We start from the raw sequence: 15,454 nt of genomic DNA on the forward strand, positions 1-15,454 counted from the left end.
AATGAAAAAAAGAGGCGGTAAACCCTGGACTAAACCGACCTCTTCTTCTAGCCTATTTACTCTACATTCCCGTGACAGTTTTTATACTTTTTACCGCTTCCGCATGGACATGGATCATTTCTTCCGATTTCAGGCGATTTACGAAGTGGCTTTTTCTTAACCTTTTCTGAGCCTTCTTTTGGATTGACAGCATGTCCTTTAATGACTTCCTGACGCTCCAGATTATTGCGGATTTCTGACTTCATAATATATTTCGCAACGTCATCTTCAATGGCCATCACCATTTCCTCGAACATCGCAAAGCCTTCCTGCTGATATTCGCGTAATGGATCAATTTGACCATATGCACGAAGATGGATTCCTTGACGCAATTGTTCCATCGCATCAATATGATTCATCCATTTACTGTCAACTGCACGCAAGACGATTACCTTTTCAAACTCACGCATTTGTTCAGATGACAATTGCTCTTCTTTACTATCATACTGTTCTTTCACTTTCGCAAGCATGTAATCCGCTACTTCAGCTTCATCTTTTCCATTTAGATCAGCTTCTGTTACTTCACCCTCATCGAACAGATTGCCCTGGGCATAATCGAGTAAGCCTTGATAATTCCAATTTTCACCGTCTGTACCTGGTGCAAAAAGGGCCACATTACGATGAATACTCGCTTCAAGCATGTTTTCAGCGATATCGCGTAAATTCTCACTATCCAAAACATCAAAACGTTGCTTATAAATGATTTCACGTTGTTGACGTAGCACATCATCATATTGAAGAAGCTGTTTACGTGCATCGAAGTTATTCCCTTCAACGCGTTTCTGAGCGGATTCCACAGCACGGGATACCATCTTACTTTGGATGGGCTGTGTATCGTCCATCCCAAGTCGTGCCATCATCGCTTTCATATTATCTGACCCAAAGCGGCGCATCAATTCATCTTCCATAGAAAGATAGAACTGCGTCATACCTGGATCCCCTTGACGACCAGAACGTCCGCGAAGCTGGTTATCAATCCGTCTACTTTCGTGTCGCTCCGTACCGAGCACCACAAGACCGCCCAGTTCTTTCACACCTTCACCAAGCTTGATATCCGTACCACGACCAGCCATATTCGTTGCAATTGTCACGGCACCTTGTTCACCAGCACCGGCAATGATTTCCGCTTCTCGGCCATGGTTTTTCGCATTCAACACATTATGCGGAATCCCTTTTCTTGATAAATACTTTGAAATAATTTCAGACGTTTCAATCGCTACTGTACCAACTAGAACAGGTTGCCCCGCTGTATGGCACTTTGCAATCTCTTCAACTACGGCACGGAATTTACCGTCCATAGATGCATAAATTAAATCAGCGCGGTCATCCCGAACAATTTCACGATTCGTTGGAATCACGATTACATTCATATTATAGATATTACGGAATTCTTCTTCCTCCGTTTTGGCTGTACCCGTCATTCCGGAAAGCTTTTCATACATCCGGAAATAGTTTTGGAACGTAATCGTCGCAAGTGTCATGCTTTCATTTTGAATCTCCAGACCTTCTTTCGCTTCAATGGCCTGATGGAGTCCATCACTATAACGGCGTCCTTTCATCAACCGTCCAGTGAATTGGTCAACGATGACAATTTCGCCTTCTTGCACGACATAGTCGACATCAAGATGCATACTAGCATGGGCTTTTAAAGCTTGATTAATATGATGGTTCAACACAACATGGTTAATGTCGAATAAATTTTCAATATTAAAAGCCTTCTCAGAGCGATTAATCCCCTCTTCTGTCAACTGGACCCCTTTTGTTTTTTCATCATACGTATAATCCTTTTCCACAGTTAGCGTGCGTACGAATGCATTCGCTTGAATATATAACTGAGCTGATTTTTGTGCCGAACCTGAAATAATTAATGGTGTACGAGCTTCATCAATCAGGATCGAGTCCACTTCATCAATGACAGAAAAATGCAAAGGACGCTGCACCATTTGCTCTTTATAAAGAACCATATTATCACGTAAATAATCGAAGCCAAGCTCATTATTCGTGCTATACGTAATATCTGCATTGTACGCTTCTTGTTTTTCTTCTTTCGACATACCATTTATATTCAAACCAACCGTCAAGCCCATGAACTCATAGAGCTTACCCATTTCTTCTGCATCACGACTTGCCAAGTATTCATTGACTGTAACGACATGAACACCTTTCCCAGTAATCGCGTTCAGATAAACAGGAAGAGTGGAAGTCAACGTTTTACCTTCCCCGGTTTTCATCTCGGAAATATTCCCGTCATGAAGGGAAATCCCCCCCATTAGCTGGACGCGGAATGGATACATCCCTAACGCTCGTCTCGCCCCTTCACGAATCGTCGCGAATGCCTCGATAAGCAAATCATCGACCGTTTCTCCTTTTTGGTACCGCTCTTTGAATTCTTCTGTTTTTCCACGCAGTTGATCATCTGATAAAGAAGCTGTTTCATCCGCCAGCATCTCAATTTGATCGGCCAGCTTCTCAAGACGCTTCACTTCTCGTTTATTCGGGTCAAACACTTTATTTAAAATATTAAGCATTCAAAAACGCTCCTCTTTATATAGAAGTCTTTATCAAAAAAGTAAAAAGAACTTAGGATTCATAAGATTAAATTAACGGATATCCCGGTTTAACAGACTGTAATACCCCAACACAAATTTTGTGAAAGAATCAAGAAAAAATAAGGTGGGGATAAACAGCCAAATCTAGCTGCGGCTCCTAGTCCCTTGAGGTCATAAGCTGTAATACTCTGTGGCAAACTACGCCACGCCGTATTCCATCTTATGCTTGTCGGGTCTGGGCAGTCGCCTCGCTTTTTGAAGTAAATCCCCGATTGTTTCAACGAACCATTAGTGGAAAAAAACACTGATGGAAGTTTCACTTTATTTTACCCATTATATGTCATAGTAAATAGGTGCACCCTTAATATTACCATGTATAAAGGGTGGGTACAACTTCACGTTATTATGAAAACTTATAGATTAACTACTATGAAAACTGTTAGAATGGATACTAACAGCTTCAGAGTTAAAAATATCTTCAGAAAAGTTTTTGGAGTGTGATAATATGATCGGTGATCGCGTAAAAAAACTGAGACAAGAAAATAGAATATCCATGACAGAACTTGCGGAAAAAGCAGGAGTTGCCAAGTCCTATTTAAGCTCCCTTGAAAGAAATTTACAAACAAATCCATCCATCCAGTTTCTTGAAAAAATCGCCTTAGTGCTGCAAATTCCTGTCGATTCGCTCATATATGATGAGCCAGCCAAAGATGGCCTTGACGCGGAATGGATGAACATTGTTCAAGAAGCGATGAAATCTGGTGTATCCAAGGATCAATTCCGTGAATTCATTGAATTCAACAAGTGGAAATTAAAGCAAGAAGATTGAAGCCCTGTTTCCATGCCCGGTCTAAAAAAATAAACCCCTTAAACGAACTGGGCTTTCGTAAAAAACCAGTTTGTTTAAGGGGGTTATACATTTTACATCATATGATAGGTTGGTTCATCTTTTTTATTTTCGTTTGCTTTTTGCTCCAAGAAATGAAGGACTTCCTCTTTCGTCAGTCCGAGTTCCTTAGCTTGTATCATTAGCTCGATCCATTCTTCATAAACTGTTACGTCCTCCAACCCAATCCCTCCTAAAATACTATGTATTTCAGGCAGTCCAGCCATCGTAGCACACTACCTTAGACCCGTGACTTTGCGTCCCTACTTTTCAATAGGTTTGCCTTTTTCTGTGTAAGCACTTCCTTTTTCTTGATTATACAGAATTTTTTGTATTTTTGATGTAACTTTATGAAATTAAATTGAAAAATATTACCTTATATTTTTTCATTTTTTGACAATATACAACATAGATCGACTAACTTCTACATAGTCCAAATATAAATAAGTTGGAAACTAGATCATTTAAAGTATTTTTATCGTCAGCTAATTCGGCCTTTTATACTCATGACATATAGTCTAGATATTTCGCCATTGTACCGTCAATTTCACCCGCGACTGGGACAAATCCGTTGGCCTTTATCACTCTACTAAATGAAGCACTTCTTTCTAGCGTTACGTTTTTTTCTTTTTTAAACGTATATACACAATATATTTATTAATATGATGATAACGAAAAACCCCTTTGAACTAAACATCAAAGGGATTTTTTCATCCAAGAAAAATAGCACCATATACTAAAGCACCAGCGATTACATAGGCAGGATGCACATTCAATTTACCAAGTAACATATAACTAATCGCACCAATTACTAGTGTCTGAATCCAACCAATTCCTTCATATGCGGTGAAAAAGAAGTCATACGCCATCATTCCTAGCAACACAGCGATGATAGGACGTACGACGACCGTCACTCTTTTCACCCTTGGGGATTCTTTGTGTCGCATCAAGATACTGAGCAGTCCAAGCATTAAGATGAGTGAAGGGGCCACTGCAGCGAATACCCCGACAACGGCGCCGAGGATACCTGCCTGCTCAAATCCAATATAACCGGCCATCTTGGTCGCAATCGGGCCAGGTAGCGCATTCCCTATTGCAATCATTTCACTGAATTCGTGAACCGTAAACCAACCATATCGATCGACGACTTCCTTTTCAATTAACGGAATTGATGCTGGACCACCACCATATCCGAGGATGCCTGAAATGAAAAACGCCCAGAAAATCTGTAAATAAATCATGACTTTTCTGCCTCCTTATCAGGTCTAGAAGCAGGGTCTTTCTTAAGTAATGCCCCGATAATCAGAGAAATAATAATAATAGCAGGATGCACATGCAGCAGTTGCATGAACACAAATCCAAGCAAAACGAAGACAATAGTCCACAGCCACCCCATACTAGATGAGCCTGATTTTTTGAAAAACTCTACAGTCATGGTTAGCAGCATCACAGCGACAACAGGAACGACCGCTGCTGTCATCCCTGTGACCCATGTTTGATCTTTATAAGCATTCAAACTTGTTAATAGCAAAATCATTAAGAGAATTGTAGGAACGCACGATGCAAGTATTCCGTTCAACAAGCCCCAAATGCCGCCAACACGGTAACCAATATACCCTGCAAGCTTAGGCGCAATCGGACCAGGAAGTGCATTTCCGAGTGCCAAGATATCACCAAAGTCTTCATTATTCATCCATTTATATTTCTCTACTACCTCTTTTTGCACAAGCGGAATGGCTGCGGGACCACCGCCAAATCCAAGCATTCCTACTCTAAAAAAAGCCATAAAAATATGTAATTGCTTCATAACCTTCACCTATTTCTACTAATCTATCTTCCAAGCCGCAAAGGCATCGCATCAATTTCATTTGACGTTGGCCAAACAACACTCATTGCTGTAAGAGGCTAAGATGCTGCACCCATTCCATTTTTTCAATAAATGTACTCCCTTGTGAAGCATATGGATGATGCAAAAAAATCCATTATCACGATTGGCCCTCATCTCGTATTTACCTTTTATATTATACAGAACATTTTCTATGTTTGTGAAGTTACCTAAAAAACAAAAAGTACCAACTTCTGATCTCGAACAGCTGATGCCTTAAGCAAAGAATCATATTTAACCATTTGAACCGAAAAGACCTGACTCTCTCTTAAGAAAGAATCAGGTCTTTTATAATTTATTATTAGCTTGGTTCAATCAAACCATAGCGTCCATCCTTACGACGGTACACAACATTTGTCGAATTTGTATCTGAATTCGTATAAACGAAAAAGCTATGACCAAGCATATTCATTTGCAGGATTGCTTCTTCACTATCCATTGGTTTCAAGTCAAAACGCTTGTTACGGACAACCTCTAACTCTAGTTCGTCTTCTTCAATCGGTGTTGTGCCACTTTCTAAAAATACTGGAAAAACATCGGTTGCGTTCGTACTTGTACCACGGAATTTTCGGTTTACTTTTGTTTTATGTTTACGGATTTGCCGCTCCAATTTGTCAGTAATCAGGTCAATCGCTGCATACATATCAGCATTATCCTCTTCTGCGCGAAGCACTAAATTCGTCATCGGGATCGTTACTTCCACTTTAGAGGTATTGTGATTCACTCGTAAATTCACCATTGCCGTTGCATCTGGTGCATGGCTAAAATACCGTTCCAATTTTCCAATCTTTTTCTCTACATATTCCCGTATTGCTGGAGTTACCTCAATGTTTTCACCACGAATATTATATTCCATAAAGTGAGTCCTCCTTCTAAAAACTATACTATATAGTTCTACACTATATAGTTCTACGATACCCTATGCATTCCCTTCACAAACAAATCGTTTTGCTAAGTTCGTGAAGAAACTTCAGAAAATTGGATGAGTAGTGGGGTTCGTATCCATCTTTATTATAACAATCTTTACGTTAAATTAACACTGAAGAGTATCGAAAAAATTAGATAATTCTATATATTTATACCACTATTGAAATAAATGATAATAAGGTATATAGTAACTACTATTGTTAGAAAAGGTATATATTGTAATAGATTTACATATTTTTACTACTTAACATAAACATGGAATGTACTTTCTAATTTAATTTAAAAGAGGTGCTAATATGGATCTAGCTATATTTGAAGGTAAGATCAAGAATGACTCGACCTATATAATTCAGCAAATTTCTCGTAAATCGAAAGGATCAAATAGTGAGAGGAACAGACATGGAAGCGTCTAAGAAAATGATGAATCAATTATATGTGCCAACTGTAGAAATCGATGGTAAAATTCATCTAGTAAAATCGCAGAAGTATTGTGAGTGTCATATCCAATATTGCTATTTTGAACAAAACAGAAAAGATCGAAGAAACATTAAATTTAAGCCACTCACAAAAATTGATTGCCAACAATGTAAAAACTCCTTATTAGCGGTAAAACCGAATCTAGTTTCTGTACGAGCCTAGTAGTATTGTGTAAGTAAATGATGATTATCGTCAGCTGACACTTAAAAGCATTCAGCTATCATTCGTAACATACATATCAATAAACAAAAGGGGCCTCGGTGAAACCGAAGACCCTTTCTTTATTGATATCTTAATTTCTTTGTCGTGAAAAACTCCATCAACTAAGGGATTCTCTTAAGAACCTAACTGACGTGTGCTTCTTTTCATTCAGCTGTTTGATATCTTGCTCAATAGCTGGTTTTTTCAAAAATAATAACTCATCGACCTGCTGATTTAGAATGACAACTTGGCGACCTAATTGCCGTTCTTCCTCGGTGAGGGGTGGTTTGATATGATGAAGCCATTTCCCCCTTGATTTTATCGTCCCGTTCTTCTAATCCATGACCGTTTAATACGAATAGAGGCTCGACCGTAATTTCATGGACTGTTTCAAGGCACATTTTCTACCCTCTTTGTATAATAAACTGGTTTTTTCAGTTCATTTGAATGGCTTCTTTCTATTTTTCCTATTAAAAACTAACATGCGTTTGCTAAAACGTTTTATAAAAACAGCAGTGTGATTTTTACTAAAGATACCTAATAAAAATATGTCTTATTAACTAATTTCACCATTATCATGTTTTCATCGTACGAAACATGGTATATTTTTTTTATTCTTTTAATAAGGAGTTGTCCAGAATGATTAAGGAATTTAAAGAATTTGCGATGCGTGGGAATGTGATTGACCTGGCAATCGGGGTTATTCTCGGTGCAGCTTTCGGTAAAATTGTTACTTCGCTCGTAAATGACATCATCATGCCGTTGATTGGTCTTCTGCTTGGCGGAATCGACTTCTCAAACTTATCTTTTAAAGTTGTAAAGTATGGCATGTTTATTCAAACGATTGTTGATTTTCTCATTGTAGCTTTTTCGATCTTCCTATTTATTAAGCTGTTTAACAAACTTTATACACGTAAGGAAAAAGTCGAAGAAGCTTCACCATCATTAACAAAAGAAGAAGAACTATTGACGGAAATTCGTGATCTGCTCAAAGCAAATCAAAGAGAGACGATGTAATAGCTGTAGCTCCCTTAAACCAAAAGGGGGCTTTCATGATGATTACGTGACATTTACAAAACAAAAAGCCAACAAAGGAGCTAGCCTTCATTGGCAAACTTATCAACTATTGTATGATCTAAAGATATCCCTCGCGGAAGTGCCTCTTGATGACAGTAAATTTTTAAATGAGGTATAAATTTCTTACTCTTCCACCTTTAAATGTTTCAGCACATTATAGCCAAAGAAGCAAATCCCTATTACCGTGAGAACTCCCCCAATAGTAGCAATAGGAAAAAAGACTTCTCCACCTACTCCATAAATAGCCAATGCAATACAAACCATCATAATTGGCAAGCCGATATTATGCATCCAGAAGTGAATCTTTGCCGATTTTGTTTTAGCAAGCTGAGGAAAAAGATAATAAAAAATACCAACTAGTGAAAGCGACATCCATCCTAACATATTAAGATGAACATGGACGGTTGTTAATGTAAAAACGTGTGCTGCAGACATGTACAACCCGAAAAAAATGCCAATCAAAAAATACACGACACCGATCTTAATCAATTTTATCCCCATAAAAAACACCCCCTACTACATCATATAAAGGCACTTCAAATATATTCTGAATAGTTCTTTATAACCAACACTTTTTTCTCACCCAAAACTATGTTTAATCATTCTGACTTAAGTACATTACAACCTAGTTCTATGTAGATAAGCAGTAGCACGTTAATGGATATTTCTTCGCTTATACTATATGAATTCCCCTACAAACCACCTATTCTAGTTTCTTTTTCTTGGGTGGTGGTTTAAAAACAGTATCCAACATAAAAATAGCAGGCATATGAAGAAAGATGTAGAATAAGGGTATTACGTATGAAACTTTTCTTGAATGGAGTGAAATCTATATGATTATCGTAACAACAGAAAATATCGCTAACTACAAAGTAACAGAAATTATAGGCCCTGTTTTCGGATTAACAGTAAGAGCTCGAGGCCTTGGAAAAGATATCGTCGCTTCTTTGAAAGGACTCGTGGGCGGAGAAATTAGCCAATATACAGAAATGCTTGAAGATGCTCGAAAGCAGGCGATGGATCGGATGGTGGAAAATGCAAAAGTGATGGGGGCAAATGCCATTATTATGATGCGCTTTGATTCTGGTGAAATCGGCCAAAACATGAGTGAAATTGTTGCTTACGGAACAGCCGTAATCGCAGAACGGGAATAAAGCAAATGGAATGGATTCTCGGCTTTTATGGCGTGCAATTAATCATTACCGTGATTATCATTATTGGCTCCTGGTTCATCTGGGATCGCCGCTTCAAAACAAAACACGGAAATAAGGCCCCTGACGGCTTTATCCGCACGAAAGAAGTGTCCATAGATCCAACAACGAAAAAAAGGCTGGTCGTGTACTATCATCCGGAAACTGGAGAACGATTTTATAAGGAAGAATGACTATACATACATCTGGTTTATTCTTCTGCAAGAACCGGATGTGCTTTCAAAATCGTAGAATGACTGTGCATTGCGTCTAATACAGTCTCTCTTACATCAATAGTCCTTGCTCCTTGTTTAGCAAATACTACGATTCTTCTTTCTTCCTTAATATTTAAGTTTACCTATTTTGAATTTTTTACTGAGATTACATTCAACACATCTAATTCTAGATTCAGTATCAAAACCACTATTCATCACGTTACTACCACTTTCGACTCTAAAATACCATTTCACTTTTTTCTGGAAGGTGCCTGTCACCCCGATACAATGAAAGGGTCTTCGGCTAACCGAAGACCCTTTCTCTATAATTTCTTAATTTTTTTTATCATAAAAAACTCCATCAATTGAGAGCTTATCATAAGGATTCGTATACTTGTTCGAAGTCTGCTTCTTTTCATTCAACTGTTTGATATCGCGCTGAATGTCTTTCTTTTGCAACAGTAACCATTCATCCACCTTGTAATTGAGTTCAACAACCTGGCGGCCTAGTACCTGTTCTTCCTCAGAGAACGGTGGCTGAATGCTTTGAAGTAATACTTCACGCAGATCAAGTAACTCCACAATTCTATTAATACGATCACTACGCTCATCCGTTGTTCGATTAGTCAATACGTCAAGCAGCTCGACCGTGATGTCACTGAATTTCTGAAGCGACATTAAACCTGCCCACTTTGCGTAAATTGTTTTTTTCGATTCATTTGAATCGCTTCTTTCCACGTATCTCGGAATTCCTTAACCAGTCCCTCAACTTCTTCTATCGCCACAAGATCATTTTTCATATTCCCTTCAACAAGGCGACGATTCATGAAGTCGTAGAGAGTCATCATATCCTTGGAAACAGCAACATCCATATTTAATGTGACCATTAATTCATGGATGATATTTTGTGCCTTTAGGAGGTTCTTATTTTTTTCTTCAATATTGCCTTCTTCAATCGCCTTCTTCCCAAGCATCATGAACTTCAAGCAGCCATTATACAACATTAAAGTCAGTTCACCTGGAGACGCTGTATTCACAGAATTTTGTTGATAGGATTGGTATGGATTATTTATGGCCATGTTTACACTCTTCCTTTCTTACTTCTCTTAACTAAAATATTGCGATAACGAAGCACTTTGACTGTTCGCTCTTTGAATTGCTTTTTCCATGGCGGTGAATTGATTATAGTAACGTGTTTCTAGTTTCGTTAATTTCGCTTCAAACGCTGAGATTCTTGTTTCTAAACTATTAAGTGACTTCCCAATTGTAAAATTATTATTTAGGGAACCCGCTTTACCCGCTTGTTCAGTAATTGTTGCCATAGATGCCTTAAGATTAGCTCTTAATCGGCGAGCTATGCCCATTTCTCCTGTTTCACTACCGTCCTTTTTACTATCTTCCTTCATAAACAAATCATAAATAGCATTTGGATCTTCAGAAATTGCAGCACGAAGTTTATCTTCGTCAATCGTTAATTTCCCACCATCTAGATAATTACTTGTAGTTGTAATTCCTAGGTTGCTTAAAGAATTCGTTCCATTCAATCCGCTAACAGATGTATAAAGGGAAGACCTCATTGTAGTTAACAAGCTCTTGAGGGTAGAATCATTCTTTAGTGTCCCGCTCTTCGCTTTTTCTTCCCAAAGCTTGACTTCATCCTCAGTCATTGCTTTTTTTTGCTCCGCAGTTAAAGGAGTGAAGCTTCGATATTTAGATTCACCTGTTTTATCTTTAATTTTTGCAATAACTTCATTATATTTAGCCACAAACTTCGTGACTGTATCTAGGATTGCGTCGACGTCGGCTGTTGAAGAGAAGGTGACTGGTCCATCTGTTTTATCTTTCAAGGTGAATTCTGCACCATTAAGTATGAAAGTGTTGGAATTTCGATTGATCACCAAACCGTTATATACTACTGTAGCATTTTGACCAATTGAGCCTCTCGGCGGAGATATTAGGTTTCCACCTGCATCCTTTACAGCTAGATCGCTATTTGCATCCATTCTCAATTTATTTGTAAAAAAATCACCGGTTAATATAATCTCTGGACCATCAGGGTTATCCCCACTATGCTTTGCAGTAAATGACATCCTTTGAGTATTCTTGTCATAAAAGGCGGTAACATCTGTTGTCGAGTTAATCTTTTGAATGATACTATCCAAAGTATCATCAGCGGTAATTTTAACTTCAATTTCTTCCCCTAAAACACCATCTTTATTGATGGAGCGGATCTTAATAATTTCTTCTGTAGAGTTTGCATCCAATAGCTTTGCTGTTGGGTCAGATATTGCAGTCTCACCATTACTTTGCATAGTTGCAGCCGTTGCTAAATTTTTCACTACAATCGTTCCTGAAAAATCAGAGGTGGAATTCACGTTTTTAATTGACAACGCATTAGGGTTTGAAACCGTAATCGTCTTTTTAATAAACGAAGCCTGTTTACCAACTCCATCACGAATAAGTGTATCAAGCTCAAGCAATGCTGTATTCATCGAACGATAATCATCCCGCTGCCATTCCGAATAAGTTTTCTTTTGCGTTAATTTATCCATTGGCACACGCTCAGCCTGCATCATACTCTTAACGAGTTCATCAATATCCATTCCACTTGCTAGTCCACTAACTCGTACCATTATTCATCACCTACTTATAATTTTTCGTCTACCATAATACCAACAAATTCCGTCATAGCCGCATAGAAGTCCAATAGTTTTTTGGATGGGATTTCGCGAACGGTTTCTTCTGTATCATCATCCACAACTTTGACGTAATACTCATTTAATTTTTCATGAAACTCAAACCGGACAGAAGTATGAGTCGGTTGCAGAAATTGATTCAGGCTTTCTACAATGTCCAGTACTTGCTTTTTGGACGAATCATTCGCTTCTTTTGCTCCTTTTTCACTATAAGCAATCGTATCTATTTCTCTTTGATAATAAGAACTGACTCCTTCTGAGATGGCTGTTCTAAGTTGCGAGGAAAGGACATTCGTAGAAAGGCTCTCCAACATCGCATTTGCCTCCAATATTCGTATAGTTATCATATATATCGGAGAGAACTTGAGAAAATTTAGGTTTTATTGATAGATAATGAACAAAAGAAAACCCTGCTCTATTCAAGGCAGAGTTACGTATAAATATTGATTAACAGTCCTTTAATTTCACCGACTAGGTTCAGGATATTCGATCCATTTTTCTCTTTATCAAGCACTTCGTTTGTAAGTTCAATCACTTTCTTGTCCACTTCTTTAACAAGCTTATAAACTTTCGTCGAACCTCTATGATTAAAACCGCGCTGTTCCTGAAGCTCCAGCCCGTTCTTAACCGCATCTTCCATGAAATCTTTAATCATCCTTTTATATTTACGAAGATTATCAACGGTGCTGTTTTCTGCGAGCTTTTGCCCCTGTACTTCAAGCTCCGCAACTTTCTTCGTTAACCGTTCATAATTCATATCAGTACGTCTCTTATCCAAAACAGATTGGAACTGAATCGAACCTTTCGCTACTTCCTCCGCTGCTATCAGCTTAGAAGGTGAGGTTCTTGCCACTCGTTGAACTTCCATGTACATCACCTTTTTTAATTAATAGTCTCATAAGCCAGTCTAATATTTTTTCTCTATTTCTTCTAATAGAATCAAAATCTCAGCGATCGCTGCATAAAGCTGTGGTGGAACGGATTCCCCAAGATCGATATTCAACAGCGTGCTGATCAATGATTCGTCTTCTTGGATTTGAATATTATTTTGTTGCGCAAGCTCCATAATTTTTTTTGCAACCTGGCCGGATCCTTGCGCAATGACAGTTGGAGCTGCATCCTGATTGGTATCATATTTAATCACCGCAGCTGTTGGGCCATTCATTGTCCGACTTTTTTTCGGATTAAAATAATGAGCATTTCTCATATCGAAAAATCAAAACCTTTCTCTGGCTGCAATCCTTCATGGCTTTGTGGTTTAACAATCGGCTTAACTATTTTGTTTTCTTCCTTGAGCTCGGTTGGTTTAACTCCGATTGAATTCAGCTGATAACCAATTTCCCCAAAACGTTCTTTCGTAATCTCCGTCATACTTCCAATAATAGTTTGTAGTTCTTTTTGATCACTCTTAAAAGTAAGACTGACATTTCGATTTGCCGCTGTCAAAACAACTCCGATTTCCCCTAGCTTCTTCGTTTCAAGTGAAAAAATCAAACTGCAATTCTCCCAATCTACCTTCTCGCCATTTTTACGTGAATTAATATAAATCTTCACATTCTCGACTTGCTTATCCATTAAATAGGGCAGCTGAAAAAATAAATTTTGTAGTCCAGAAGAATCCTGTTTATTAAGCAATTGTTGCCCAGTAATCTGATGAACAGCCTGTTCTGCCTGCTGCTGGATATGCGGTTTGACATCTTCTCCCCTCATGACACGCAACAAGGCCGCTTTCAAATTCTCATTATTTTGACCCTGGTCTTGATTATCAGATTTGGTCATCAACGAAACAGCCGTTTCTGTTTCATGCGTTAACCCGAGCTTGCGAACCATTTCATATACATTTCTTGATGACGAACCTTCAGTAAACGGTTGAATAGTTTGCTGCATCAATGTAGATACTTGTTTGGCAGAAGTTAGAGTTTCACCTTGGTTTTTTTCCGTAATAAAATGCTTCATTTTCACTTCAGAAGGTTTGAAAATAATCGCTTCCACATTTGCCTTCACTTCTTTAACCATTTGATTTGCCTTAGCAAGTTCACCTTTTTCAAGAAACTTCTTTGCTTCCGTTAATTGAGAGCTCGCTGATAACAACTTCTTTTCTGTACCCATATCAGCATATAAAAGGAAATCACTCTGTAAAATCGCTTTATCCAGTTTATGAATGGTCGACTCTAAAATTTGTTGGATATTCGTTGGTTGATTACTTCGGTTTTCAACAATTTTCGTGATATTATCTAAGTTTCTGCTAATCTCTTGGCGCATCTTTTTAAAGTCGATGGCCATTTGCGATAATTTTTCCGTTATTTCTTTGACAATGACATTTTTCGAATCCAATTTCAAACTCTGTACAGCTTCATTTATTAAATATTTCTCTGTTTCCGAGCTAGAAATTGGTTGAGCGTTTATCTCTATTTCTGGCGTTTCTGGAAATATCCCCGTACTCATTCCCACCTCATTTTTACGGTTAGAGGCCTCCATTTGCTCACTTAGTGAAGTCGGAATGTTGGACGAAAGATCCTGATTAAGCGTTGAATTAATTTGAGTAGCAGTCAACAATTTTGCTAGAATCTTTTCTAAAGGAGCATCTGACTTTATATCTTCCATCCTACCTTGAGGCACCTTTTCTTGCACTGAGGCATCCATTTCACCCAAAATTGATAATACTGCATCGGAAATAGACGTACCATGTAATGCCTCATGAACAGATTTCAAATTCATATCCGTTAATGGGATTTGTTTTTCTGCCATTATCCTTAAGGTCTCCATCTTCTGTTCGATCGTTCCATTGTCACTTTTCAAATATTTTTTAATAGAAGTCAGATTTTCTTTCGTAACAGTAATTCCTTTGTTTGTAAACTCTTTGACAGCTTCACTCACTGGCTGTTTAGGTTGTTCTTGGATATTTCCGGGCTTTCCTTGCTGGATAACCGTTTCCTTTGCATGTCGATCTGTAACTTTTACAAGTAATTGACCTTCACGAGACTGTCCGGAAATTTCAATAGAAATACGGTCTTTACTTGGGATCTCTCCTTCAAATTTCACAGTAAATTGTTTCCCATTCATAGAGATAATAGCTTCTTTGTCATTTAACCGTTCTTTTATTGTCACTTGTAAAGTATCCCCGATATTTAACTGTCCAGATTGACCACTGATCTTTTGTAATAGAAGATTTGTATTCTGAAGAATTTGCATGTCTTTCACTCTCCGCTCGCATTCACTTACTTATTGTATCGGCAGAGATTAAAATATTTGTACCTCTAATTGAACAGACATGACATCCTAAAAAATAATCAAGTCTTCATTCTATGAAAC

18 protein-coding genes and 1 riboswitch are annotated in these 15,454 nt (G+C 38.1%); of the genes, 4 read left to right on the forward strand and 14 right to left on the reverse strand.

Annotated elements, in window-relative coordinates; genetic code table 11:
- Positions 1-56: 56 nt before the first annotated feature.
- Positions 57-2,567 carry a preprotein translocase subunit SecA gene (gene secA, locus ACIQZI_RS18375; RefSeq protein ID WP_403075727.1) on the reverse strand — a complete coding sequence of 837 codons (2,511 nt, stop codon included), beginning with the start codon at positions 2,565-2,567 and terminating at the stop codon, positions 57-59.
- 526 nt (positions 2,568-3,093) lie between these two features.
- Here secA and ACIQZI_RS18380 point away from each other — a divergent pair.
- Entirely contained in the window at positions 3,094-3,417 is a 324-nt protein-coding gene (locus ACIQZI_RS18380) for a helix-turn-helix domain-containing protein (RefSeq protein WP_062185635.1), read from the forward strand.
- A 92-nt stretch (positions 3,418-3,509) separates the two neighbouring features.
- On the opposite strand, the gene sinI is transcribed toward ACIQZI_RS18380, so the two are convergent.
- The 5 genes from sinI to ACIQZI_RS18405 form a co-directional block, all read right to left on the reverse strand.
- Positions 3,510-3,656 (reverse strand): DNA-binding anti-repressor SinI, encoded by a 147-nt coding sequence (gene sinI / locus ACIQZI_RS18385; RefSeq protein WP_253722727.1) that lies wholly within the window; start codon positions 3,654-3,656, stop codon positions 3,510-3,512.
- A gap of 28 nt (positions 3,657-3,684) precedes the next feature.
- Positions 3,685-3,768: riboswitch (cyclic di-GMP riboswitch) on the reverse strand.
- A gap of 416 nt (positions 3,769-4,184) precedes the next feature.
- Positions 4,185-4,715: a chromate transporter gene (locus ACIQZI_RS18390; protein ID WP_403075731.1), complete on the reverse strand. Its 531-nt coding sequence runs from the start codon at positions 4,713-4,715 to the stop codon at positions 4,185-4,187.
- Positions 4,712-5,281 carry a chromate transporter gene (locus tag ACIQZI_RS18395; RefSeq protein ID WP_403075733.1) on the reverse strand — a complete coding sequence of 190 codons (570 nt, stop codon included), beginning with the start codon at positions 5,279-5,281 and terminating at the stop codon, positions 4,712-4,714. Before ACIQZI_RS18395 ends, ACIQZI_RS18390 begins: the two co-directional genes overlap by 4 nt.
- Positions 5,282-5,660: 379 nt before the next feature.
- Positions 5,661-6,215 (reverse strand): ribosome hibernation-promoting factor, HPF/YfiA family, encoded by a 555-nt coding sequence (gene hpf / locus ACIQZI_RS18400; RefSeq protein WP_062185629.1) that lies wholly within the window; start codon positions 6,213-6,215, stop codon positions 5,661-5,663.
- Between the two features lie 967 nt (positions 6,216-7,182).
- Positions 7,183-7,365, reverse strand: coding sequence for a hypothetical protein (locus ACIQZI_RS18405; protein WP_403075736.1), 183 nt, complete (start codon positions 7,363-7,365; stop codon positions 7,183-7,185).
- 238 nt (positions 7,366-7,603) lie between these two features.
- Between ACIQZI_RS18405 and mscL the strand changes: the two genes are divergently transcribed.
- On the forward strand, positions 7,604-7,981 hold the full coding sequence (mscL, locus tag ACIQZI_RS18410) for a large conductance mechanosensitive channel protein MscL (protein WP_062185623.1): 378 nt from the start codon (positions 7,604-7,606) through the stop codon (positions 7,979-7,981).
- A gap of 183 nt (positions 7,982-8,164) precedes the next feature.
- Here mscL and ACIQZI_RS18415 read toward each other — a convergent pair whose 3' ends face one another.
- Positions 8,165-8,542, reverse strand: coding sequence for a cytochrome-c oxidase (locus tag ACIQZI_RS18415; protein ID WP_403075739.1), 378 nt, complete (start codon positions 8,540-8,542; stop codon positions 8,165-8,167).
- 332 nt (positions 8,543-8,874) lie between these two features.
- Between ACIQZI_RS18415 and ACIQZI_RS18420 the strand changes: the two genes are divergently transcribed.
- Positions 8,875-9,195, forward strand: a complete 321-nt coding sequence (locus tag ACIQZI_RS18420) for a YbjQ family protein (RefSeq protein WP_062185619.1) — start codon at positions 8,875-8,877, stop codon at positions 9,193-9,195.
- 5 nt (positions 9,196-9,200) lie between these two features.
- Positions 9,201-9,425, forward strand: coding sequence for a hypothetical protein (locus tag ACIQZI_RS18425; protein ID WP_403075743.1), 225 nt, complete (start codon positions 9,201-9,203; stop codon positions 9,423-9,425).
- A 354-nt stretch (positions 9,426-9,779) separates the two neighbouring features.
- Here the strand turns inward: ACIQZI_RS18425 and fliT are convergent, their stop codons facing one another.
- The 7 genes from fliT to ACIQZI_RS18460 form a co-directional block, all read right to left on the reverse strand.
- Positions 9,780-10,124 carry a flagellar protein FliT gene (gene fliT, locus ACIQZI_RS18430; protein WP_062185615.1) on the reverse strand — a complete coding sequence of 115 codons (345 nt, stop codon included), beginning with the start codon at positions 10,122-10,124 and terminating at the stop codon, positions 9,780-9,782.
- Positions 10,124-10,525: a flagellar export chaperone FliS gene (fliS, locus tag ACIQZI_RS18435; RefSeq protein ID WP_049683178.1), complete on the reverse strand. Its 402-nt coding sequence runs from the start codon at positions 10,523-10,525 to the stop codon at positions 10,124-10,126. Before fliS ends, fliT begins: the two co-directional genes overlap by 1 nt.
- 27 nt (positions 10,526-10,552) lie before the next feature.
- A complete protein-coding gene (locus ACIQZI_RS18440) occupies positions 10,553-12,079 on the reverse strand; it encodes a flagellar hook-associated protein 2 (RefSeq protein ID WP_403075751.1) in 1,527 nt (508 codons plus the stop codon).
- 14 nt (positions 12,080-12,093) lie between these two features.
- A complete protein-coding gene (gene flaG / locus ACIQZI_RS18445) occupies positions 12,094-12,456 on the reverse strand; it encodes a flagellar protein FlaG (RefSeq protein WP_403075754.1) in 363 nt (120 codons plus the stop codon).
- 116 nt (positions 12,457-12,572) lie between these two features.
- Positions 12,573-13,010, reverse strand: a complete 438-nt coding sequence (locus ACIQZI_RS18450) for a YaaR family protein (protein ID WP_403075757.1) — start codon at positions 13,008-13,010, stop codon at positions 12,573-12,575.
- Positions 13,011-13,049: 39 nt separating this feature from the next.
- Positions 13,050-13,349, reverse strand: a complete 300-nt coding sequence (locus ACIQZI_RS18455) for an EscU/YscU/HrcU family type III secretion system export apparatus switch protein (RefSeq protein WP_049683182.1) — start codon at positions 13,347-13,349, stop codon at positions 13,050-13,052.
- Positions 13,346-15,334: a hypothetical protein gene (locus ACIQZI_RS18460; protein WP_403075760.1), complete on the reverse strand. Its 1,989-nt coding sequence runs from the start codon at positions 15,332-15,334 to the stop codon at positions 13,346-13,348. The genes ACIQZI_RS18455 and ACIQZI_RS18460 overlap by 4 nt, the downstream gene beginning before the upstream one ends.
- Positions 15,335-15,454: the final 120 nt, after the last annotated feature.

Origin of the sequence: Peribacillus sp. NPDC096379, from assembly GCF_044762875.1 — a bacterium.
Classification (GTDB): domain Bacteria; phylum Bacillota; class Bacilli; order Bacillales; family DSM-1321; genus Peribacillus.